The organism is Enterocloster sp. 210928-DFI.2.20 (assembly GCF_020554465.1).
Classification (GTDB): domain Bacteria; phylum Bacillota; class Clostridia; order Lachnospirales; family Lachnospiraceae; genus Enterocloster; species Enterocloster bolteae.
Window position 1 is genome coordinate 16039 of record NZ_JAJCHK010000019.1, and the last position, 21151, is coordinate 37189.

Annotated in this window: 19 protein-coding genes; 1 reads left to right on the plus strand and 18 read right to left on the minus strand. The window is 48.9% G+C overall.

Translation table 11 applies throughout. The annotated features are described in order from the left end of the window. Window positions 1–2 precede the first annotated feature (2 nt). The 16 genes from LI015_RS16895 to LI015_RS16970 form a co-directional block, all read right to left on the minus strand. Complete coding sequence (locus LI015_RS16895) at window positions 3–1460, minus strand: 4-hydroxyphenylacetate 3-hydroxylase family protein (RefSeq protein WP_227125773.1); 1458 nt, start codon at window positions 1458–1460, stop codon at window positions 3–5. 34 nt (window positions 1461–1494) lie between these two features. Then, entirely contained in the window at window positions 1495–2478 is a 984-nt protein-coding gene (locus tag LI015_RS16900) for a lipoate--protein ligase (protein ID WP_227125775.1), read from the minus strand. Window positions 2479–2502: 24 nt separating this feature from the next. Next, window positions 2503–3114 (minus strand): GDSL-type esterase/lipase family protein, encoded by a 612-nt coding sequence (locus tag LI015_RS16905; RefSeq protein WP_227125777.1) that lies wholly within the window; start codon window positions 3112–3114, stop codon window positions 2503–2505. Beyond that, window positions 3111–4493: a dihydrolipoyl dehydrogenase gene (gene lpdA / locus LI015_RS16910; RefSeq protein WP_227125779.1), complete on the minus strand. Its 1383-nt coding sequence runs from the start codon at window positions 4491–4493 to the stop codon at window positions 3111–3113. Before lpdA ends, LI015_RS16905 begins: the two co-directional genes overlap by 4 nt. Window positions 4494–4512: 19 nt before the next feature. Then, window positions 4513–5793: a dihydrolipoamide acetyltransferase family protein gene (locus LI015_RS16915; protein ID WP_227125781.1), complete on the minus strand. Its 1281-nt coding sequence runs from the start codon at window positions 5791–5793 to the stop codon at window positions 4513–4515. A 74-nt stretch (window positions 5794–5867) separates the two neighbouring features. Next, window positions 5868–6848: an alpha-ketoacid dehydrogenase subunit beta gene (locus LI015_RS16920; RefSeq protein ID WP_227125782.1), complete on the minus strand. Its 981-nt coding sequence runs from the start codon at window positions 6846–6848 to the stop codon at window positions 5868–5870. Between the two features lie 35 nt (window positions 6849–6883). Then, entirely contained in the window at window positions 6884–7840 is a 957-nt protein-coding gene (locus LI015_RS16925) for a thiamine pyrophosphate-dependent dehydrogenase E1 component subunit alpha (protein ID WP_227125784.1), read from the minus strand. Window positions 7841–7881: 41 nt separating this feature from the next. Then, window positions 7882–8997, minus strand: coding sequence for a 4-hydroxybutyrate dehydrogenase (locus LI015_RS16930; protein WP_227125785.1), 1116 nt, complete (start codon window positions 8995–8997; stop codon window positions 7882–7884). Between the two features lie 44 nt (window positions 8998–9041). Further along, on the minus strand, window positions 9042–10277 hold the full coding sequence (locus LI015_RS16935) for a M24 family metallopeptidase (RefSeq protein ID WP_227125787.1): 1236 nt from the start codon (window positions 10275–10277) through the stop codon (window positions 9042–9044). Window positions 10278–10340: 63 nt separating this feature from the next. Beyond that, window positions 10341–10799 (minus strand): VOC family protein, encoded by a 459-nt coding sequence (locus LI015_RS16940; protein ID WP_227125789.1) that lies wholly within the window; start codon window positions 10797–10799, stop codon window positions 10341–10343. A gap of 986 nt (window positions 10800–11785) precedes the next feature. Beyond that, window positions 11786–13072, minus strand: coding sequence for a phosphoribosylamine--glycine ligase (gene purD / locus LI015_RS16945; protein ID WP_227125791.1), 1287 nt, complete (start codon window positions 13070–13072; stop codon window positions 11786–11788). A gap of 60 nt (window positions 13073–13132) precedes the next feature. Next, the gene (purN, locus tag LI015_RS16950) at window positions 13133–13723 is read right to left on the minus strand and encodes a phosphoribosylglycinamide formyltransferase (protein ID WP_002565035.1); all 591 of its coding nucleotides are present in this window, start codon (window positions 13721–13723) and stop codon (window positions 13133–13135) included. Further along, window positions 13717–14751, minus strand: a complete 1035-nt coding sequence (gene purM, locus LI015_RS16955; RefSeq protein WP_227125792.1) for a phosphoribosylformylglycinamidine cyclo-ligase — start codon at window positions 14749–14751, stop codon at window positions 13717–13719. Before purM ends, purN begins: the two co-directional genes overlap by 7 nt. Before the next feature lie 112 nt (window positions 14752–14863). Next, window positions 14864–15379: a 5-(carboxyamino)imidazole ribonucleotide mutase gene (gene purE / locus LI015_RS16960; protein ID WP_002572765.1), complete on the minus strand. Its 516-nt coding sequence runs from the start codon at window positions 15377–15379 to the stop codon at window positions 14864–14866. Between the two features lie 537 nt (window positions 15380–15916). Continuing rightward, a complete protein-coding gene (locus tag LI015_RS16965) occupies window positions 15917–16831 on the minus strand; it encodes a PepSY domain-containing protein (RefSeq protein WP_002572766.1) in 915 nt (304 codons plus the stop codon). A 239-nt stretch (window positions 16832–17070) separates the two neighbouring features. Next, window positions 17071–17406, minus strand: coding sequence for a hypothetical protein (locus LI015_RS16970; RefSeq protein WP_007037094.1), 336 nt, complete (start codon window positions 17404–17406; stop codon window positions 17071–17073). A 61-nt stretch (window positions 17407–17467) separates the two neighbouring features. On the opposite strand from LI015_RS16970, the gene LI015_RS16975 reads away from it, so the two are divergent. Continuing rightward, a complete protein-coding gene (locus LI015_RS16975) occupies window positions 17468–19012 on the plus strand; it encodes an ABC-F family ATP-binding cassette domain-containing protein (protein ID WP_227125793.1) in 1545 nt (514 codons plus the stop codon). 186 nt (window positions 19013–19198) lie between these two features. Here LI015_RS16975 and LI015_RS16980 read toward each other — a convergent pair whose 3' ends face one another. Together LI015_RS16980 and LI015_RS16985 are read right to left on the minus strand one after the other, a co-directional pair. Beyond that, window positions 19199–20398 carry an anti-sigma-I factor RsgI family protein gene (locus LI015_RS16980; protein WP_227125794.1) on the minus strand — a complete coding sequence of 400 codons (1200 nt, stop codon included), beginning with the start codon at window positions 20396–20398 and terminating at the stop codon, window positions 19199–19201. Then, window positions 20395–21129 carry a sigma factor gene (locus LI015_RS16985; protein ID WP_227125795.1) on the minus strand — a complete coding sequence of 245 codons (735 nt, stop codon included), beginning with the start codon at window positions 21127–21129 and terminating at the stop codon, window positions 20395–20397. Before LI015_RS16985 ends, LI015_RS16980 begins: the two co-directional genes overlap by 4 nt. Window positions 21130–21151: the final 22 nt, after the last annotated feature.

Below are 21151 nucleotides of genomic sequence, written 5' to 3' on the forward strand. Positions count from 1 at the left end.
GTTCAATTCCTTTCTGTATTCCCGATTTGAGCTATGGTCTTTGCCATCTCCTTCTTCTGAGCCAGATTTCCCTGGCGGGATATCATAATCCTCTGTGCCTGAGGACTGCCGGCGCCGTGCATGGACTCGGTACGGTATCCTACCGCGGCCGTACCCAGAGTCAAATTCTCAATCAGACGCAGAATCTTAAGACGGTCTTCCGTGGAAACATCGTCCACACCCTTTAAGTATTTTTCTATGTATGGCCCTATTTTCTCATTGCGCAAATCTCTTTCGGAGGGAGCCGTAACCATAAGGCCGCCGGCTATATCCTCTGCCAGACGGGCAATTTCGTATGGGAACCGAGTTATATTCTGCTTACAGACATTGGCAAGCAGCAGATCAATAAGATAATTTCCGGAATCAGTGGCCTGTCCCTGGCAGGAACATGCAATACCACAGGAATAAAGAGTTTCGTTCAGATGCGTCATCTCAATCAGCTTATCCTTAATATGACTGGCTTTCTGAGCACCATTATAATCAGCTGCCAGGGCCGCCGCTCCGATCAGCACATCCCCCACTCCCACTTTACATCCACCATAACTCTGTCTGTGGTAACCGGCAAAGCGCTCCACCAGCATACCCGAAAAGTCGGTCTCTCCATCCATGAAAATCCTCTCATTTGGTACAAACACATCATCAAAAATCACCAGAGCCTCCATACCGCCGAATTTGCAGTTTCCCACATCCATACAACTGCCCTCCAGCTTACGCGTATCACAGCTTTGGCGGCCCACTATCATAAATATGCCTTTCGCATCCGCGGGAACCGCAAAAGAAACAGCGTAATCCTCATCCCCCGGCTTCATAGACTGTGTAGGCATCACCAGAACCTCATGGGAATTGCTCATGCCGGTCTGATGCGCCTTGGCTCCCCGAACCACAATGCCATCGGTGCGGCGTTCAACCACCCTCAGATACAGGTCAGGGTCGCTCTGCTGTCCCGGTGCAAGCCCGCGGTTACCCTTGGGGTCCGTCATGGCTCCGTCCACCGTCCAGTCGTTTTCCTGGACCATTTTCACATACTCCACAAAATTCTTGTGATAGCTGGTTCCGTGCTTTTGGTCACATTCGTATGTAGTACTGTAGATTGCGTTCATGGCATCCAGACCCACACAGCGCTGGAAGCAGGAAGCCGTGGTCTGTCCCATCAGCCTCTGCATCTTAACCTTTTTAACCAGGTCCTCCGGGCTCTGGTGTATATGGCAGAAACGGTTTATCTTCTTCCCCGTCAGATGGGAGGTGGCTGTCATTATGTCTTCGTACTCCGGCTTCTGGGCCATATCATAGGTGGCCTTCACTGAATTGAGGGAAGGCCTTAGGATATCATTGTCCGCGCTGCACGAAATCCTTTCCCCGAACATATAAATCTCCATATTCATTTTGCGGATACTCTCCACATATTCTTCGCCTGTCATCATAATTCTTTACCTCTTTCATTGTAGTATTCGTCTGCTATTGCATAAGAATGGAGCAGAATTGCTCCTGACTTAAATTATTAAAATAGTCCTGGATATGTATTGTTTCAAGGAGCATACCTACGTCTTCCTCCCGAAGCTTTGCCCCTGTCAGCAGTGCCGCCAGCTCCTTTGTGTCCCTGTTCCCGAAGTAATCGCCGTAGAACGCCGCCTTTTTTATCACACCCTTCTCCACATCCAGATGGATTTCAATTTGTCCCACCCCATCCACCCGACGCCGTTTCACAATCTGGTATTGGGGTGATTCCCCGTAATTCCATTCCCAACGGTCATACACTTCCTTCTGCAGCTTCCTGACTGCATCCAAATCTTCTTTTCTTAAATCGTAGGGTATTAATCGGAATTCTTCAGACATAAAACCTTGGAGATGGTCCATAAATTCTATTGTAGAGATGGATTGGGACAGATGAGGTTTTACATTGGTCACGCGGCTGCGGACTGACTTAAATCCTTTAGATAGGAACTTATCCTCCGGCACCTTCAGGGATCTTTCCACCATATCCAGATTGGAGTCAAACATGATGGTTCCGTGGTGCATTACCCTTCCATGCTTTACATACTGTGAATTACCGGAGAATTTCCGTCCGTCTATACTCATATCATTTCGTCCGCTGAGTTGAACTTCCACCCCAAGGCTCCTCAGGGCTTTCATAACCGGATAACAGAAGGTGGAAAAGTCGAATCCGCCGCCATGATGTGCAATGAATGTAAAATTTACATTTCCCAGATCATGGTAAACCGCGCCGCCTCCTGAAAGACGCCGCACCACTTCAATGCTGTTTGCCTTAACAAAAGCGGCATTAATCTCCTCCATGGTGTTCTGGTGCTTTCCAATAATGATGGCATTATCGTTCCTCCAAAGGATGAAAAAATCCTTCTTCACAGCCAAACGGTCAAACACATACTGCTCCAGAGCCAGGTTAAAGTAGGGGTCTGTACAGGAATTATCAATATAATACATAGAGTCCTTTTCCTCCCTTCCAGGTTAGTTCTTGTCTGATACGCGCTCTAAAGCAGAAGATATTTCCCTGGCGGCAATGTCTGCCATCAGCTCATGGCCGGCTTTATTGGGATGAAGGCCATCCTCCAGGTAATACTCCCGAAGTGTGCCTCCCAGGCTTTCCGTCCGTCTGGGAAACTCCCCTTCAAAATCAATCACGGGGAGCCGGAACATCCCGCAAAGCTCTTTCAGCCAGCAGCTGTATTCCTCCCTGAGCATTCTGACCTCCTGCGTGTCTGCCCAGGCCGACCAGTCTGACCGCACAGGCGGACATGGCCTTAAGGGAACGCCTATAAACGGACAGACCCGGGCGGACATGGCAATGTGTGCCATTGCTCCCATGTTAGCCCTGGCTCCGGTTAAATCCCTGCCATAGGCTAAATCGTTGCTTCCCCCCATGAGAATCACCGCGTCATAATGGAGTTTCTCCAATTCTCCGGTCATGACGGCAAGCATCCCACCGGTGGTGGTGCCGTTCACTCCCCGGTTCACACACTCCATCCCGGTACGGGCAGCCAAAAGCGCTGTCCATACCTGGGACCGGGGAATGCCGTAACCATATGTCAGGCTGTCTCCCAAACAAATGATCCGCGTCATGAGTTGATGGCCCTGCCGTTCCAGGCGGCCATGAATGCTTCACCCAGGGCTTCGTTGACCGTTGGATGGGGATGAATGGTATGGATAATTTCTTCCGCGGTGGCCTCTGCGGTCATGGCGGCGGAAACCTCTCCTATCATTTCGGTAACATGTTTTCCATAGAGATGGACACCCAATATCTCGCCAAGCTCACTGTCCACAATCACCTTGAACATTCCATCGGTATCTCCCTCCACCAGGGACCTTCCATTGGCAGCCATGTGAAAGCGGCCTACTTTTATCTTGTCGCCATATTGTTCACGGGCCTGAGGTTCTGTCATACCAATACATGCAATTTCAGGATCCAGGTAGATGCAGGAGGGAATCCTGTTATAGTTCATCTCTTCACCTGTTTCGCCGCATATATGAGCCACGGCCGTCATTCCCTCATGGGATGCCGTGTGGGCCAGCATTACCTTGCCGTTCACGTCTCCGATTGCATAGATGTTAGGTATGTTGGTGCGTAGAAAGCCGTCTGTTTTAATGGCCCCGCGGTCCATCTCAATGCCGATTTCCTCTGTGTTAAGTCCCTCAGTGTTGGGAATCCGTCCCACCGCCATCAGGATAACATCCGCCTTAACGCTCTCCTCTCTTCCGTCCAGTTCATAATAGACCGTATTGTTCTTTATCTTTTTTACTCTGCATCCCAAGCGGAAATCCACCCCGGATTTGCCAAGGCGTTTCTGGGCCATTCTTCCCACCTCAGGATCCACCATGGGAAGGATATGGTCCATAAGCTCCAGTACCGTAACCCGGCTGCCCAGTTTGTTGAAAAGAAATGCAAATTCCACTCCAATCACGCCGCCTCCAATCACAGCAATGGAAGACGGGACAGAGTCAAAGTCCAGGGCTTCCGTGCTGGTGATGACATGGTTATCTCCCTCCTGAGCTATGAATGGCGGCATAAACACACTGGATCCGGTGGCAATAATGAAGATATCGCTGGTTATGTTCCTCTCTCCCACCAGGACGGTATGTGTATCCACAAAGGAGGCTTTGCCCTCCACGACTGTTACTTTGTTTGCTTTTAAAAGACCCTTCACACCGCTCACAAGGGTTTTTACAACCGATGCTTTGCGGGCACTTAGTTTCTTCATGTCCACGAACACCTGGTCCGGGTCCACTCCATCTACGCCAAAGTCCGCTGCCTCCCGCACCTGGCTTAACACTTCGGCTGACTTAATCAGCGTCTTAGTAGGGATACAGCCCACATTCAGGCAGGTTCCCCCAAAATATGTACTTTCAATAATGCATGTTTTCTTTCCCATCTGCGCAGCCTTGATGGCGGTCTCATATCCACCGGGCCCGGCTCCGATTACAGTTACCTCAAACTCTGCCATGACCATTGCCTCCTTCCGGCTAAATTAGTATATGAATCGGGTCCTCTAACAGCCCCTTTATGTATTCCACAAACTGGGAAGCCAGCAGTCCGTCTATCAGCCTGTGGTCCACAGAGAGCTGGATATTCATGATTGGACGAATTACAATGGCGTCCTCTCCGTTTTCGTCCGTCACCACCACTGGTGTCTTCCTCACGGAGCTCACAGACAAAATGGCTGCTTCCGGGGCGTTGATGATGGCGGTAAAGTTGCCAATACCGAACATGCCCAGATTAGAGATGGAGAATGTTCCCTCACTGTATTCTTCCGGGGCAAGCCTTCCTTCCCTGGCCCTGGACACCAAATCGCGGTTTTCCGCCGCCACCTGGGTAAGGGACTTGGTTTGGGCGTTCTTGATAACCGGAACCACAAGTCCGTTATCCCCGGCCACTGCCGTGCCTATATTAATGGATTTGTAGGTAATGATTTTGTCATCCTTCAGGGTGACGTTAATGCCAGGGAATTTTTTCAGAGCCTTGCAGGCCGCCATAATAAGCAGATCGGAAACTGCAATCTTCACATCACTTTTCTCATTCAGCTCTTTTCTGAACGCAGTCATATTGGTTGTATCTACGGTATCGGTAAAATACAAATGTGGAGCGGTAAATTTACTGTGGGCCAGCTTTTCACCGATAATCTTTCGCACGCCTTTGTAGGGAGCGGTGGAATCAATGAGCAGGTTGGAATTTTCCTGCGGCCGTGCAGAGACTGCATGGGCCGCTGTTGCCGCTGTTACGTCTTCCTTCATAATCTTTCCGGCAGGTCCTGTCCCCTTAACCTCCGAAAGATCCACATCCATCTTAGCCGCTGCTTTTCTGGCCAGAGGCGATGCCTTGATATCTTTATAGGTAATGCCGCCCTCAAAGCCTGTGCCTTCTATACCCGCCAATTGGGCGGGTTCCAACCCCTCTTCTTTTACAAGCCGCTGCGCCTTAGGCGTCAGTTTTAACGTTTTCAAATCAGCCGGAGCAGCAGGCGGCTCCTGGCCGTTATGGGAAGCGATGGCCGCATCCGGGTCCTCCCCCGGAGCGCCGATTACCGCAATGGGTGTGAACACATCGGCAAACTGCCCCTCCTCCAGCATTATTTTCAGAACCGTGCCGTCAGCAGTGGCTTCCACTGGCATGGTGGTCTTGTCCGTATTAATCTCAAACAGCACCTCACCCTTTTTTACAGAATCACCTGTCTGCTTATGCCACCTGACAAGCTCTCCCTCATCCATGTTAAACCCCAGCTTGGGCATGATTATAACTTCTGCCATAGCAATTTCCTCCTCGTTATAAGCACCCGGCGCCTGTCTTCAGGCGCCTGCGTGCAATACTCGTTTTATATACATTAGACCATCTGGCGAATCTTAGCCGCAATCTTCTTCTCATCCGGAATAAGAGGAAACTCCAGAGCTGGGCTGAATGGCAGCGGCACATCCGATGTTCCCATCCTCTCAATGGGGGCCTCCAAATCATAGAATACCTCCGGCATTATGCGGGCTGCAATTTCTCCCGTAATGCCAAAACTTACATGACCCTCGTCGATAATAAGCAGCTTGCCTGTCTTTTTAACGGAGCGGACGATAGTCTCCGTGTCCAGGGGTACTATAGTTCGAAGGTCAATCAGTTCCGCGCTGACACCATCCTTCTGAAGTTTCCGGATGGCCTTTTCAGCCTTAATGGTCATCATGGAGTTGGCAACCACCGTAATATCCGTTCCCTCAGTCACGATTCGGGCCTTTCCAAATGGTATGCAGACATCCTCATCCGCCTCGGGCACATCGTTAAACTTAGTGGTATAAAGCATTTTATGTTCAAAAAACATAACCGGATTATTGTCACGGACAGCTGTCTTTAAAAGGCCCTTGCATTCTCCCGCCGTGGACGGCAGGACCACCTTGACCCCGGGAATATGGGCGGCCCACGCATGCAGCGACTGGGAATGCTGAGCTGCCGAGGAACGGCCGCCGCCTAAAGGCATCCGGACTACCATGGGTACATTGCACTGACCGCCGGACATGTATGTAATCTTGGCCATCTGGTTAAAGAGCTGGTCGCCGCAGACCATGAGAAAATCGGCAAACATCAGCTCAATTACAGGACGCATACCGGTCAGGGCAGCGCCTACCCCCATACCCACAAAGCCCTGCTCCGAAATAGGGGTGTCTTTTACGCGCAAATCCCCGTATTTCTCCATCAGACCTTCCGTACATTTAAAGTTGCCGCCGATTACGCCTATATCCTCTCCCATCTGGAATACGGAACTGTCGCGTGCCATCTCCTCATCCAGGGCTTCACGGATTGCATCACGAACCATCAATTCTCTCATTATGTATAAACCTCCATTTCTCTGACAATCAAATGTTAATCCACGAATACATCGGCATAAGCTTCTGTTTCCTCCGGATAAGGGCTTTCCTCGGCAAATTTGCACGCCTCAGCGATTTCCTTATTAACCGCCGTCTCAATCTCACTGATTTCCTCATCGGTCAGTAGCCCCTTTGTCTTCATAACCACCAGCGGTTCCTTCGCCTTCCAGGCGGACAGTTCTTCCGGCGCCCGGTACTCTCCTGGATCGCCTACATGGTGCCCCTGCCAGCGGTAGGTTTTACACTCGATAAGACTGGGCCCCTGGCCCTTTCTTGCCCGCTCCACTGCTTTCTTTACGGCTTCATAGACAGCAAACGCATCATTCCCATCCACACACTCTCCCGGAATGCCATAGCCCGGGGCCCTCTTATAGAGGTCGTGTTCCTTGGTAACCCGGCGGATATCCACAGAAATACCAAACAGATTATTTTCGATAATATAGACTACAGGAAGATTCCATGCGGCCGCCATATTGACAGATTCATGAAACGTGCCTTCGTTGGACGCGGAATCCCCGAAGAACGCCAGCGTAACCTGGTCTGTTCCCCGCAGCACGGATGAGTAAGCTGCTCCTGTTGCAATAGGAATCTCTCCGCCCACGATGCCGTTGGCCCCCAGTATGCCTTTATCCATGGCCATGATATGCATGGAACCTCCCTTCCCTTTGGAATACCCCGTCTCCTTACCCAGTATTTCAGCCATCATGCGTTTTAAATCCGCCCCTCTGGCCACCAGATGACCGTGCCCCCGGTGTGTGGACCCAATATAATCATCCTCTCTGAGAGCCGCACACGCACCGGCCGCAACCGCTTCCTCTCCCAGGTACAGATGGGCCAGGCCGGGCATCAGGCCGCGTTTGTAGAATTCAAACACTTCCTCTTCAAAGCGCCGGGTGCGGTACATAACCGTATAGAACTGCCTGGCCAGATCCTTTTCTTTTTTTCCACTCATAATTAAGTTACCTCCAAACAAAAAATGATTCATTTCAGCTATCAATACAGTTTTGCATATACCTTCTTCACCTGTTCCGCATTAAGGGGCACGAAATTATTGCTCATAAGACGTCCCTGGGTAGTCATCACGCTCTCGGTAAATTTCCCGATATCTTCAGGTTTCATGCCATATTCATGGAGAGCCTTTTTGGGAAGTATCTGGTTTAAAAGCTCCTCCAGCCTGTCATACACATCCGCCGCATCACACCCCAGCAGGTCTGCCAGAAATTGATTTAAAACAGCGATTTCCCCATCCTTTTTTATTTCCATGTAAGCCAGGAGCACCCCTGTAAACATGGCATAATTGCATTCTCCGTGAGCTACATGGTACTGGCCCCCCAGAGGATAGGACAGTGCGTGGACAGCCGCGCATCCGGCAGTGCCGAAGGCTATGCCCGCATAATTGGAGGCAATGAGAAAATCCTCCAGAAGGGGAATTCTGGCCTCCCTGCCATGAGACGCTATGGTCTGGTATCCTTTTATAATCATCTCAATGGCCTTGTAACTGAACAGCTTCGTATAAGGTGTGGCCCTGGGAGAAAGGGAGGACTCCACCGCGTGGACAAGGGCGTCAATGGAACTGGCCGCAAACACGCCAAAGGGAAGACTGTTTAAAAGTTCCGGTATAAGAACCGCGTTGTCCGCGTACATTGCAGGCCCCACTAGGCCCATTTTAGTCCCTATGCGCGTACGGTTTAAAATGGAAATGTCCGTCATTTCACTGCCTGTTCCACAGGTTGTGGGAACAATGACAAGCTGGCGCCGCTTTTCCAAATCAGGAGCCTTATCATACAGACTGTCAATGGTTTCATCTCCGGCCACAGCCAGCACCTTTGCCAGATCTATGATGGTGCCCCCGCCCACAGCCACTATGCGTCGGGCCCCTGTTTTTAACGCATCCGCCATAATGGCCTCCGCCATCACATCGGTAGGTTCCCCCGCCCCATACTGCTCCTGAAAAAGGGTATGGCATGACAGCCCTAACTGTCCAAAATACGGGGTATAAATATATTCATTGGTCAAAATCAGGTCCTTATCCCCTAATTTGAATTCGTCAGCAAATTCTCTGCATGTTTTATAGCCGTGCAGGATCGGCTTCATAATAACTTCTACCATATTTTAAATTCTCACTTTCTGTATTAGAAAACCGGCCGTTCTCCTTACGGAAACAGGCATCCCGGGAAACCACAGGAAGTAATCTCATCAGACGGGAACTTGGTGATGACCTCATGACCTGTCTCCGTGACTACAATCTCCTCCTCAATACGGGCGGAGCCTGAACCATCGGCGGAAGCACACCATGTCTCAATTGCAAAGGTCATGCCCGGCTTAAATTCAAACGGATGATCCTTTGAAAACAGTGGTGAGATAGCCGGCTTCTCCCAGAGTCCTAAACCTATGCCGTGAGCAAACTGAAGCAGAAATGCCTCTTTCTCATCCTTAAAGCCCAGTTCCTGGGCAGTTGGCCACATAGCCACCACATCAGCTGTCGTTGCACCCGGTTTAATCACGGATATGCCATCCCGGATCCATTTAAGAGCCTTTGCATATGCCTCCTCCTGTGCCTTGGTAGGTCTGCCGCAGGAGAATGTGCGGTAATAACAGGTATGGTAACCGTTATATACATTGCCCACATCAAAGTACACCAGCTCACCCGGCCGTATCATACGGTTTGAGGTGGTATGGCTGTGTGGATTCCCCCGCATTCCGGAGATGCAGTTGACAAATTCCACAGATTCAGCACCCATACGGAAAAGCTCGCCCTGAATCAATCCCTCCATCTCATTCTCAGTTACGCCTGGGTGCAGATGCTTGGCAACCTGCCAATATACCGCATCCACCATGGCAGCAGAGCATTTTAACAGCTCAATTTCATCCGGGGTTTTAATCATACGCGCCTCCACCATAGGCGCCTGTCCATCCCCAATGGTAATTCCGGCCTTTTCCAACGCTTTGTAAAGAGGGATGTCCACGATGTCAATTCCCAGAACCTTTTTATCCGCGCCATACTCTTTCAGATAGGATATAATCTCACTTGCCTCCTGCTCCACCATGCCTGCTTCCGCGGGAATAGAGCCCCGCATGGAACCTACAGCCGGCATGATATTTTCAGAGGGCAGCCATGACACCCTCTGCCTTTTGGACGGGCAGGCTGGATCAAACAGGATAGGCTGGTCAATTCCATCAATAAGAAGACAATGCCGGTTCATCTTATTTCTGTTCCACTCACCCACATGGGTGCCGGTAATATAGCGTATATTGTCAAAGTCATAGCACAGCAATGCACCCAGTCCTGATTCCTTCAAATATTTCTTAGCTCTGGCAAGCCTTGCCTTGCGCATACGGTCAAAGTTAATATTGTCTTCAAAATCCACACCATTAAATCCAGATTTCATGTTTAAATCTCCTTTTCCTATTCATTTTAGTTTGCTGACACTACATGAGGCCTGACACAGTCTTTAATGAAACTGATCCGTAACTTCAATTAGCTCCATATTAGTCCCGTCCGGGTCCTTAAAATAAATCCATTTCCAGCCGGCCAGGGGACCGTCCGTGATGGTTTCATACTCATTGGAAGTAAACCTGACACCACATGCAATCATATGCTCCATGGTCTTTTCAATGTCATCCACCTTAAACGCCACATGAACCTGTCCCAATGCGTTAACAGGTCCTCCATACTGGTTGGGGGCGGCCGGCTCAATATATTCAATCAGTTCCAGCGTCGCTTTGCTGTTTGGTATGCCAAAAACAGCAATCCGGATTTTTGCTCCGGGAACCCCCAGCTTCTCACCCCTGGAAGCTTTAGGGGGTTCTTGTTTAATCAACTCCAGCCCCAGTACATCCCGGTAAAAAGGAATACTGACAGACAAATCCTTTACCGTAATCCCGGAATGAACAATGCCAATCATGCTCATGAAAAATACCTCCTTCTCTTATTTGTTCCGAAGCAGCCCGTTCCTAATTTCCGGCTGCCCGTGATGGTTGCCTTGATAGTTTGTATTGTAAGTCCGAAAAATGGCGAAATCAAATCGGCACAATTTATACACACCTATAAAAATAGCTTATAACAGACAAAGTGAATTTTCATGGTCCCGTATATATACGGCGGCCGGCATTTTGCAGTTTCGCTGACTGCCGGCAGATCCCATTGATTCATATGGCTGAGGATATGGCAGGCAGGTTGTTTTTTGTATATATTATCCAAACCAGCTGGTGGTTTTTCTCTATTTTTCATATATTATTAAAAATTATAATCTCTATAAGTTTGCATATTGGTATATCAATATTTATTATCTAAAAGAAACCGTATATTATAAAATTTTGAACCACCTATTAGAATATCTTCTAAAATCCATTGTTCTCATCTATCCGTTCAGGCAACTCTCCTCCACATCTCTGGAAAACCAACCGCTCCGTTTGCTTCATTATTATTTGAAGCAAAAAAAGGACTGCCCTCTATCATGCACAATCCTTCTATCACAGCCTACATTTATACATTGTTTTCATCCGGCCCCATCAGTTATCGTAAACTACCAACATACAATTAAAATCCCTATTCTCAAATTTTTAAAACATAGTTATTTCTTATACTGATGTACAAGTTACAATTTAATAAATATCGGTTATCACCCCGATAACCAACAAAATAAAATAATTTACATCCCATCTCATAATCCATCCCCATCAAAGTAATCTCCAATAAACGTAGACAAAATAACTTCCAGAAAATAGAAAATCCCCTGGTTCACTACCCAAACCAGGGGATGTCATCTACACTTATGCGGTTTTTACCCTTAAATTCACAGCCAAAAGCAAACCCAATTTTACCGTTTTTTCGTTCTAAAACCACAACATATTGTGGTCAAATATGTATTTTTTCTCCGCAAACCACAAGTGTCATCTACATCACAACTCCAACCTCATCAATCGCCTTACCAATATCATGCCTCATATACTTATTCCCAAATTCCACCCACTCCGTTGCCTTATAAGCATTTTCCCTGGCTTCCTTCAGAGTATTTCCTTTTGCTGTAACCCCCAGCACCCTTCCGCCGTTGGTCACTATATTCCCGTCCTTATCGAACCTGCTTCCGGCGTGGAATACATAATACCCGTCCTGTCCGTCAAACCGGTCCAGGCCGTCTATCTTATATCCTTTATCATAATGCTCCGGGTATCCGTCTGATGCCAGAACCACACATACGGCTGCATTGTCCTCAAATTCCAGCTCTATCTGGTCCAGGGTTCCGTCCACGCAGGCCTCGAACACATCCACAATATCATTCTTCATCCTGGGCAGCACTACCTGGGTCTCCGGATCTCCAAACCTGGCATTGTACTCCAGCACCTTGGGGCCGTTTTCCGTCAGCATCAGACCAAAGAAAATGATTCCTTTAAATTCCCTGCCCTCTGCCTTCATGGCGTCTACGGTTGACTGGTACACATACTTTCTGCAGAATGCATCCACCTCATCCGTATAGAATGGGCTGGGTGAAAATGTTCCCATTCCCCCTGTGTTCAGTCCCTGGTCCCCATCCTTAGCCCTCTTGTGGTCCTGGGCTGAAGTCATGATTTTAATCGTCTTTCCATCCACAAAGGAGAGTACGGATACCTCCCGTCCTGTCATGAACTCCTCAATCACAATCCTGTCACCAGCAGAGCCAAACTGTTTATCCAGCATCAGGGTCTTGACGCCTTCCTTTGCCTCCTCCCTGGTGCTGCAGATAAGAACGCCCTTCCCCAGCGCCAGACCGTCTGCTTTCAGCACGATAGGCATGGGAGCTGTCTCCAGGTATGCAAGGGCTGCTTCCGGAGAATCAAAGGTCTCATAAGCGGCAGAAGGGATGTTGTACTTCTTCATCAAATCCTTGGAAAATGCCTTGGAAGCTTCCAGTATGGCAGCATTTTTCCTGGGGCCGAACACACGGATGCCCGCATTTTCAAATGCGTCCACAGCACCAGCTGCCAGCGGGTCATCCGGTCCTACGACCACTAAATCAATGGCCTGCTCTCCGGCAAATGCGACCAGCTTCTCAAAGTCCATGACACCGATATCAACGCATTCAGCCACCTTGGCAATGCCCGCATTGCCGGGAGCGCAGTATAACTTCTCCACCTTCGGGCTCTGTGATATCTTCCATGCAATTGCATGTTCACGACCGCCGCCGCCTACTATCAATACTTTCATGACGTTCCTCCTTATTCTGAAAACATGGCACACATGGCGTGCGCTACTGTCAAAGAGATGTTACTGCCCATTGGCAATCATGTTGATTGCTTTAGGAAGGATTACCCACTCTGCCTGCTCCATAACCCTTCTTTGCAGGATTTCCGGAGTATCCCCTTCCTCCACTTCCACTGCCTTTTGGAGGATAATGGGGCCGGTATCCATGCCCCCGTCCACATAGTGGACCGTAGCCCCTGTCACCTTCACTCCTCTGGCCAGGGCTGCCTCATGAACCTTAAGTCCATAGTAACCCACACCGCAGAAAGAGGGAATCAGGGATGGATGGATATTGATGATACGCCCTTTATACTTCTCAGTCATGGCCGCCGGAATCATCACCAGGAATCCGGCCAGTACAATCAAATCCAAATCATATTCATCTATTTTGGCAAGAAATGCCTGGTTGAACGCGTCCCTGGTGGGAAACTGTTTTGGAGAAATGCAGACAGCCCGGATCCCATGCTTTCTGGCTCTCTCCAGAGCATAGGCTCCCGGATTATTGCTGATGACCACAGATACCTCTGCATTGGTAATATCACCATGATCCACGGCGTCCAAAATTGCCTGAAGATTGGTTCCGCCTCCGGATACCAGTACGCCCACTCTTAGCATAAGGATACACCCTTCTCTCCTTTTTCAATGGAGCCCACTACATAAGGAGCTTCGCCCGCCGCCTTCATGGCTTCCATGGTTTTCTCCACATCAGCAGGATTAACGGCCACTATCATACCCAATCCCATATTATAGGTATTATACATCATCTGCTCTTCAATCCGCCCTTTTTCAGCCAGCAGCTTGAATACTGGAGGAATGGGATAGCTGTCCTTTCTGATGACAGCCTTCACGCCGTCTTTTAACATACGCGGAATATTCTCATAGAAGCCGCCGCCGGTGATGTGGCTGCACGCCTTTACGGTAACGCCTGCTTCCTTTACGTTTCTCAGAGCCTTCACATAAATCCTGGTGGGGGCAATCAACGCCTCGCCCAGGGTAGTCCCCAGCTCATCATAATATGTATTCAGGCCTTCCTTTGTCAGCTCCTTCTCAAATACCTTGCGCACCAGTGAAAAACCATTGCTGTGTACACCGGAAGAGGCCATTCCAATCAGAACATCTCCTGCACACAGGTTTTCGCCTGTAATCAGGTCCTTCTTATCAACAATACCAACTGAGAATCCTGCCAGGTCGTACTCATCCTCCGGATAAAAGCCCGGCATCTCTGCTGTTTCTCCGCCAATCAGGGCAGAGCCGGACTGCCTGCATCCCTCAGCCACGCCTTTTACAATTGTAGCGATTTTCTCCGGAACATTCTTTCCGCAGGCAATATAATCCAGGAAGAACAGAGGCTCACCGCCAGCGCAGGCCACGTCGTTGACACACATGGCCACACAGTCGATTCCCACCGTGTCATGCTTATCCATCAGGAATGCCAGTTTCAGCTTGGTTCCCACGCCGTCCGTACCGGACAGCAGAGTAGGCTCCTCCATCCCTTTGAACGCGGACATGGAAAATGCTCCTGAAAATCCGCCCAGGCCGCCTAATACCTCAGGGCGCATGGTTCCCTTTACATATTCCTTCATCAGTTCCACTGATTTATAGCCTGCCTCAATATCAACTCCGGCCTTCTTGTAATCCATCATGGTTTCTATCCTCTCTTATCTGCTATTTCATTTGATTTCCCTTTAAAATTTCCTTTTATTTCCCTTTTATATTTAGCTGGATATTTCCTTTGCCCGTTTCCTTTAATCTGTCTTATTTCATCTGTGCAAGATATTCCTTATAGCCCACCTGCTCCAGCTTCTCAGCCTTTTTCACCACATCGTTCTTCAGGCTTTCGGAATACGCTTTCAGCTTTGCAAGCAGCTCCGCATCGGAGGTGGCCAGTATCTTTGCCGCCAGGATTCCGGCGTTGGCACCGCCGTTAATAGCCACGGTTGCCACCGGGATACCGCTTGGCATCTGCACGATGGAATACAGTGAATCCACACCGCCCAGGTCAGATGTCTTCATAGGAATTCCAATGACCGGCATAGGGAAAATAGCCGCGCACATACCGGGAAGATGTGCAGCCTTGCCTGCACCTGCTATGATAACCTTAAAGCCCTTATCCTCAGCTGCCTTTGCCCAGTCAAAGAATACATCAGGCTCCCTGTGTGCGGAAATAATTGTCATCTCGTAATCAATGCCCAGCTTGTCCAGAATCTCAGCTGCCTTTGCCATAATAGGCATATCAGAGTCGCTTCCCATTACAATTCCTACTTTTGCCATTGTTCATTCTCCTTTTCTAAAGCTCATTATCCTTGTAGATAATTATTATTAGTTTTTCTTATAAGTATCTTTATATAGCTCAATTCTACTTATAATCATAATACTAGGAAATGCGTATGCCGTCAATATAAAACTTGAAAAAAGTCTTCTGCATTTTAAATTGTTTTTGTAATGTATCTGCCTAAAACTGCCTGGTTCCTGCATCTATCAGCCAGGCTATCATTTCCGACACAGGCTGGTGAACAAAATACGCAGGGGAATGCCGGTATGGAGCCCATATGGGTCCGCCGTACATTCCCCTGCAAAATCCTTCAAGTTTCTTTCCGGTATCCTATTGCCTGCTGATAAATTCCAAACATTATCTCAATTCCAGAAATATAAAATTTATCATTATGTTTTCCTTGGCATCAGTAATCATACTTCTCTGCGGCTTTCTTCAGTATTATCACACATTGCACCTCAGCATTACATTCTATCATCCGTAACTTCCATTGCACGCTGCCGTCTTAGCCGGGCATTAAAAATCTCAATCATCCATCAGTCATCGTAGTCATTGCCATCGTGGTCATCATCGTGCCGGTCATCGTCATCATCATCGTGGTCGTCATCATCAAAACGGTCATCATCGTCAAAACGGTCATCATCATCAAAACGGTCATCATCGTCAAATCGGTCATCATCATCAAATCGGTCATCATCATCAAATCGGTCATCATCGTCAAATCGGTCATCATCGTCAAACCGGTCATCATCCCAGGCTCCCGTATCATTGTCCCAGTCCACATCCGCAATCCTGCCTGTAGCGGCATTTACATCCACCTCGAGTTTCCTTCCATTTACCAGAAACCTCAATTCATAAACACCGTCGTCCAGGTCACATCCCTTGTAGGTCAGTTCATTTTCCTTCAGCCCCAATTCCTTTATGGCGATCCGCTTCGCCTCATTCTTCCCTATATATAACTGTTCTGACTGTTTCCCGTTATCCTTAAGTGTTATGGTGATATCAATGCCGTTTTTGTTTACTGCTTCCCATGCAGCCTCTTCTATCTCTTTCATGAAGTCGGCCCTGGGATAAACAGATCCTTTTTCAGACTCAATGAGCAGCTCTTTCTCATTTTTGTCTCCGCGGAACCATCCCTTATCATCCATACGCTTTACCAGTCTGCGTACAGCTGTATCACAGTCCGCACCGGCAAAATTCCCTGCCCCCTCTAATAATTTTCGTCCGTCCTGATTCAGTCCTTTTGCCTCCAGGACCTCTCCTTCCCTGTCATAGGAAAGGGATATCTTCGGACCTGCGCTGAGGAACACACGTCCCCATGTTTCTTCCTGAATCCTTGTTTCCCTGTTGGAGGGCGCACCCAGTGCCGTGCTGCCCACACCAGGCAGAGAAAGGGCCATGAAACCTGCACACACCAATATAGCTGCCTTTTTAATCCTCTTTGCCGTCATAATTATTTTCCTCCTGTCTGCTGTGATTTATTTATCTACATCCGTAGAATACGTGAGACAAAATGTAAAACCGGGGTCGCGGACAAAAAATTTTATTTTATTTCCCTTCTCATTGCTGCTGCCAAAATATTGACAAATGCAGTTGGCTGTGATATAGTTGCCGCATTGTAATGAAGGAGAGGCAGGTATGGGCTTTTATATATTAAATCAACCTCGGAAGAAAGAGATCTCTGTACAATTCATACCGATGAAACATTGTACAGAGTATGGCGTATCTTATGCGCTTTCGTGATTTCATCGGGAAACTGAGTAATGGACTGGAGGCAGCAGTGTAGGCTGCCGTCGGTTTGATTGCTCTTTTTTCCCGTGGTTATCCGTGCATAAAAGGCTATGGACAATGTTTTGTCCATGGCCTTTTGTAATGTGAGGAAATCGTATGATTTTGTAATACGGCAGAAGGCAGGTGCAAATTTGGCATCTACCTTCTGCCTTTTTTGTCCGGTTACAAACAATACGGTTTCCTCCCATACAGCATTCTCCTCACATACAGCTTTCACCTCCCATACAGCTTTCACCGCTCATCCATACATTGCAATACAGCGCAGCACCATTAAATATAAAAGGAGTGTTTCAATTATGAGTTTATTAGATATAACAGGACTTTCCCATTCTTATGGGGACAGCCGCCTTTACAGTGATTCCGCTCTTTCCCTTAACCGCGGGGAACATATGGGGATTGTGGGTCAGAACGGAACCGGCAAAAGTACGCTTATCAAAATATGCACGGAACAGGTCATCCCTGATTCAGGCCGCGTGGCCTGGCAGCCGGGCATTACCATTGGTTATCTGGACCAGTATGCCTGTACCAATCACGTTTTGACCATGGAGCAGTTTTTAAAATCATCCTTTCGCAGCCTATATGAGCTTGAAGCCAAAATAAATCGTCTTTATGACGAGGCCGCATTATCCTGCAATATGGAGGTTCTGAACCAGGCATCACTTTTTCAGGAGCAGTTGGAGCGCAGCGGTTTCTACTCCATTGATACCCATATTGCCCAGGTGGTTTCCGGTCTGGGACTGGTCTCAATCGGTTTGTCCCGTCCTCTTAAGGACATGAGTCAAGGCCAGAGAGCCAAGGTCATCCTGGCCAAGCTTCTCTTGGTAAAACCGGACGTCCTTCTCCTGGATGAACCAACTAATTTCCTTGACAAGGAACATGTGGAATGGCTGGGCGGTTATCTTTCGGCGATTGAAAATGCCTTTATGGTTGTCTCACATGACCGCACATTTCTGGAGCGGATATGCACACGTATCTGCGATATAGACAACGGCAGGCTGTCCAAGTATTACGGCAGCTATACGGAGTTTCTGAAAAAGAAGGCATTTCTGCGCGAGGACCATATAAGGCAGTACAATGCGCAGCAAAAAGAAATCAAAAAAACAGAGGAGTTCATACGGAAGAACATAGCCGGCAGGAAAGCACAGATGGCCCGCGGACGGCAGAAGCAGCTGGACCGCATGGATAAGCTGGCGGCCCTGGAACAAAAGGAAATCAAACCGGAATTCTGTTTCCAATGCCTTCCCTTGACCAAATGCCTGCATTTGTCCGTAAAGCGTTTATCTGTGGGGTATGATTATCCCATTTTGTCCCATCTGGATTTTTCCGTAACCGGAGGACAGAAGGTGGTGGTCACTGGTTTTAACGGCATCGGGAAATCCACCCTGCTGAAAACATTGACGGGAAGCCTGAATCCCCTGGATGGGGTCTTCGCTTTTTCACAGCAGGTTACAATCGGATATTTCGGACAGGATTTCAGCTGGGAAAATGATACATTGACTCCTGTCCAAATTGTCTCCAATGCCTACCCGAAGCTCACGCTTAAGAAGATACGCCAGCATCTTACCCGATGCGGGGTTCTAAGCCGGCAGGCCGTGCAGCCCATGGGCACATTAAGCGGCGGCGAACAGACTAAGGTCAAATTATGCCTTCTGACGCTTAGTCCCTGCAACTTTTTGATTTTGGATGAACCCACTAACCACCTGGATATCCAGGCCAAGGATTCACTGCAGGCAGCTCTTAAGAGCTTTCCCGGAACCATACTGTTGGTTTCCCATGAAGAATCCTTTTACCGCAGCTGGGCAAACCGCATAATACACATTGGGGATTACTCTTCTCCATAAATACGCTGCGGCTTTTGCTTTGCCGCAGGTAATAACATAAAGACGGAACCAGATGGAGTATATCCCAGCCCATCTGGTTCCGTCCTGCTTTTGGCCATACCGTAGTCATTTGGCGGTATTTCCGCCCGGCGGCATCTCTTCTATTTTCTTACGTTACATGACACGCTGCATGACCAGCACATGATATCAGTCATCGTCGTCCTCATCTTCGTCCTTATCATCTTCTCCATCCTCATGCCCGTCGTTATCCTCTTCTTGGGAATCGTTTTCGTCGATATCGTCTTCATCAGAGTCTCCTTCATCGGAATCGTCCTGGTCAGAATGCTCCCCGCCGTCATCTTCGTCCCGGTCTCTGTTATCATTTAATCCATTTCCGGCCTTCCCATTATCTCTTTCATCCGAATCATCCAAATCCTTATCATCGCCTGCACCGCTGCTTTGTCTCACCACATTGTTTCTGCCGGATTTATCCCTGGCTTTTTTGATATCATCATCTCTGTCATCCGTATCGTCTTTGTCGTCATCATCCCTGTCGTCATCGTCCCTGCCGTCATCCTTATCACCAGCTTTATCTTTACCGGCATCTTCCTCCCTGTCATCGCCATCATCTTCATCATACTTATCGGGGTCAGCATCATTTTCTTCATCATCATTTTCAGTGTCATCCCCACGCTCATCCTCGTCCCTGTCATCTTCACCATTGCCGTCTGCATCTTCCCCCGTTCCTCTCGGAGGCATTCCGATGAATGCCGGCTTATCCCCTCCTGTTCCTCCGGGTATCTCACCCTTATGATGGGGGGCGGCTGCGGGGGGGCTGTCCTTTCCTATGCTTTCCACATGTACTTCCACCGGCATACCATCCTTTAAAAGGGTGTCCAGCCCTGTACGTATGGCATCGGCCCGTTTTGCCTTCCAGCGCTCGCTCCCGCCGGATGCCGCCACATATATGGTCCCTCCTTCGGTCAGATATCCCATTTCCATGGCCCGTTCCACCAATATACCTGTCATATATTCTGAGTTTCTTCCCTTATATGACACCTGGTCAATGAGTTTTTTTCCGTCCTCATTCACACCTTCCAGGCCAACTACGCGATCCATATAACTCACAGACATTTTCACATCTGGATTGATTCTCACCTCCACTGTACCATACGGCATTCCGTATGCGCCATAGGCCCCGCCTCCCAATACAGCCAGGCACAGGCAGGCAGCCGCGGCCAGCGGAGCAAGACGGAACAGGATGGGAGCCTTTGGTGTCTGCCGGGCAATTATCTCTCCTACCACCTGGCCCTCCTGGTAACCCAGATTGGCTGCCTTTATCATTCTGCCTTCATTGTCAAGGACAATGGCATATGACGGATGGCACTCCATTACAAGATAAGTCATACGGTTCCCTCCTTTCCCGGTGATATCTGACACAGATGTCCCCGGATGATTTCATATCCGTTGGTATAAGCCAGCAAAATGGCAACCAGATACGTCCGGTGCCGTTCCATGGTCTTTCTGGATACGCCGGACAGCTCTGCCAGCTCCGCAACGGGAAGTTTGCGGTTCTGTATCAGGTGTTCCAGCAGCCTGGGATGGCTCCTGGCAGCCTCCAGCACTTTGTGGCATGCCCTGAGGGTACGGTCCTGCCGGGGGCAGTTATCCGCCACATCAGACAGACTGATGCCATACTCAGACAGATTCCTTCGGAACTCATCCAGCTCCTCCCTGGTAGCCGTTCTCACATTCCACAGCTGGATTCCGTTTTTCTCATCAGGCGTTACTTCCAATAGGGCATGGGAATCATCCTCCTGTCCTGCCGGGGCATCAAAGGAAACCAATCCCTGATGGCGCCCCTCTTTCCTGATGTAGTCTATGAGCCGGTTGCGTATGGACGCGGCAGCATAAGGCAGAAACGCGCCTCTTCCCCGCTCATACCCCTGGACCGCCTCATAAAAGGCAAACATGGCCACACTAAGCTGGTCCTCCCTGACCTGGGTTGGAGCTCCCTGGGTAAAGCGGACTGTCTCTGCCTGTATGAAATTCATATACTGGTCAATCAGGCTGTCAGCAGCTTCCGGACTCTTCTTTGCCTCATAGACCAAACGGACTATCTGGTGCTCTTCCCCCAAGATATCACCTCCATTTACCATA

What these genes read in the sequence shown, in the direction of transcription:
- LI015_RS16895 (WP_227125773.1), bottom strand. Translation starts at nt 1,460, where the DNA reads ATGATGACAGGCGAAGAATATGTGGAGAGTATCCGCAAAATGAATATG.
- LI015_RS16900 (WP_227125775.1), bottom strand. Translation starts at nt 2,478, where the DNA reads ATGTATTATATTGATAATTCCTGTACAGACCCCTACTTTAACCTGGCT.
- LI015_RS16905 (WP_227125777.1), bottom strand. Translation starts at nt 3,114, where the DNA reads ATGACGCGGATCATTTGTTTGGGAGACAGCCTGACATATGGTTACGGC.
- lpdA (WP_227125779.1), bottom strand. Translation starts at nt 4,493, where the DNA reads ATGGCAGAGTTTGAGGTAACTGTAATCGGAGCCGGGCCCGGTGGATAT.
- LI015_RS16915 (WP_227125781.1), bottom strand. Translation starts at nt 5,793, where the DNA reads ATGGCAGAAGTTATAATCATGCCCAAGCTGGGGTTTAACATGGATGAG.
- LI015_RS16920 (WP_227125782.1), bottom strand. Translation starts at nt 6,848, where the DNA reads ATGAGAGAATTGATGGTTCGTGATGCAATCCGTGAAGCCCTGGATGAG.
- LI015_RS16925 (WP_227125784.1), bottom strand. Translation starts at nt 7,840, where the DNA reads ATGAGTGGAAAAAAAGAAAAGGATCTGGCCAGGCAGTTCTATACGGTT.
- LI015_RS16930 (WP_227125785.1), bottom strand. Translation starts at nt 8,997, where the DNA reads ATGGTAGAAGTTATTATGAAGCCGATCCTGCACGGCTATAAAACATGC.
- LI015_RS16935 (WP_227125787.1), bottom strand. Translation starts at nt 10,277, where the DNA reads ATGAAATCTGGATTTAATGGTGTGGATTTTGAAGACAATATTAACTTT.
- LI015_RS16940 (WP_227125789.1), bottom strand. Translation starts at nt 10,799, where the DNA reads ATGAGCATGATTGGCATTGTTCATTCCGGGATTACGGTAAAGGATTTG.
- purD (WP_227125791.1), bottom strand. Translation starts at nt 13,072, where the DNA reads ATGAAAGTATTGATAGTAGGCGGCGGCGGTCGTGAACATGCAATTGCA.
- purN (WP_002565035.1), bottom strand. Translation starts at nt 13,723, where the DNA reads ATGCTAAGAGTGGGCGTACTGGTATCCGGAGGCGGAACCAATCTTCAG.
- purM (WP_227125792.1), bottom strand. Translation starts at nt 14,751, where the DNA reads ATGATGGATTACAAGAAGGCCGGAGTTGATATTGAGGCAGGCTATAAA.
- purE (WP_002572765.1), bottom strand. Translation starts at nt 15,379, where the DNA reads ATGGCAAAAGTAGGAATTGTAATGGGAAGCGACTCTGATATGCCTATT.
- LI015_RS16965 (WP_002572766.1), bottom strand. Translation starts at nt 16,831, where the DNA reads ATGACGGCAAAGAGGATTAAAAAGGCAGCTATATTGGTGTGTGCAGGT.
- LI015_RS16975 (WP_227125793.1), top strand. Translation starts at nt 17,468, where the DNA reads ATGAGTTTATTAGATATAACAGGACTTTCCCATTCTTATGGGGACAGC.
- LI015_RS16980 (WP_227125794.1), bottom strand. Translation starts at nt 20,398, where the DNA reads ATGACTTATCTTGTAATGGAGTGCCATCCGTCATATGCCATTGTCCTT.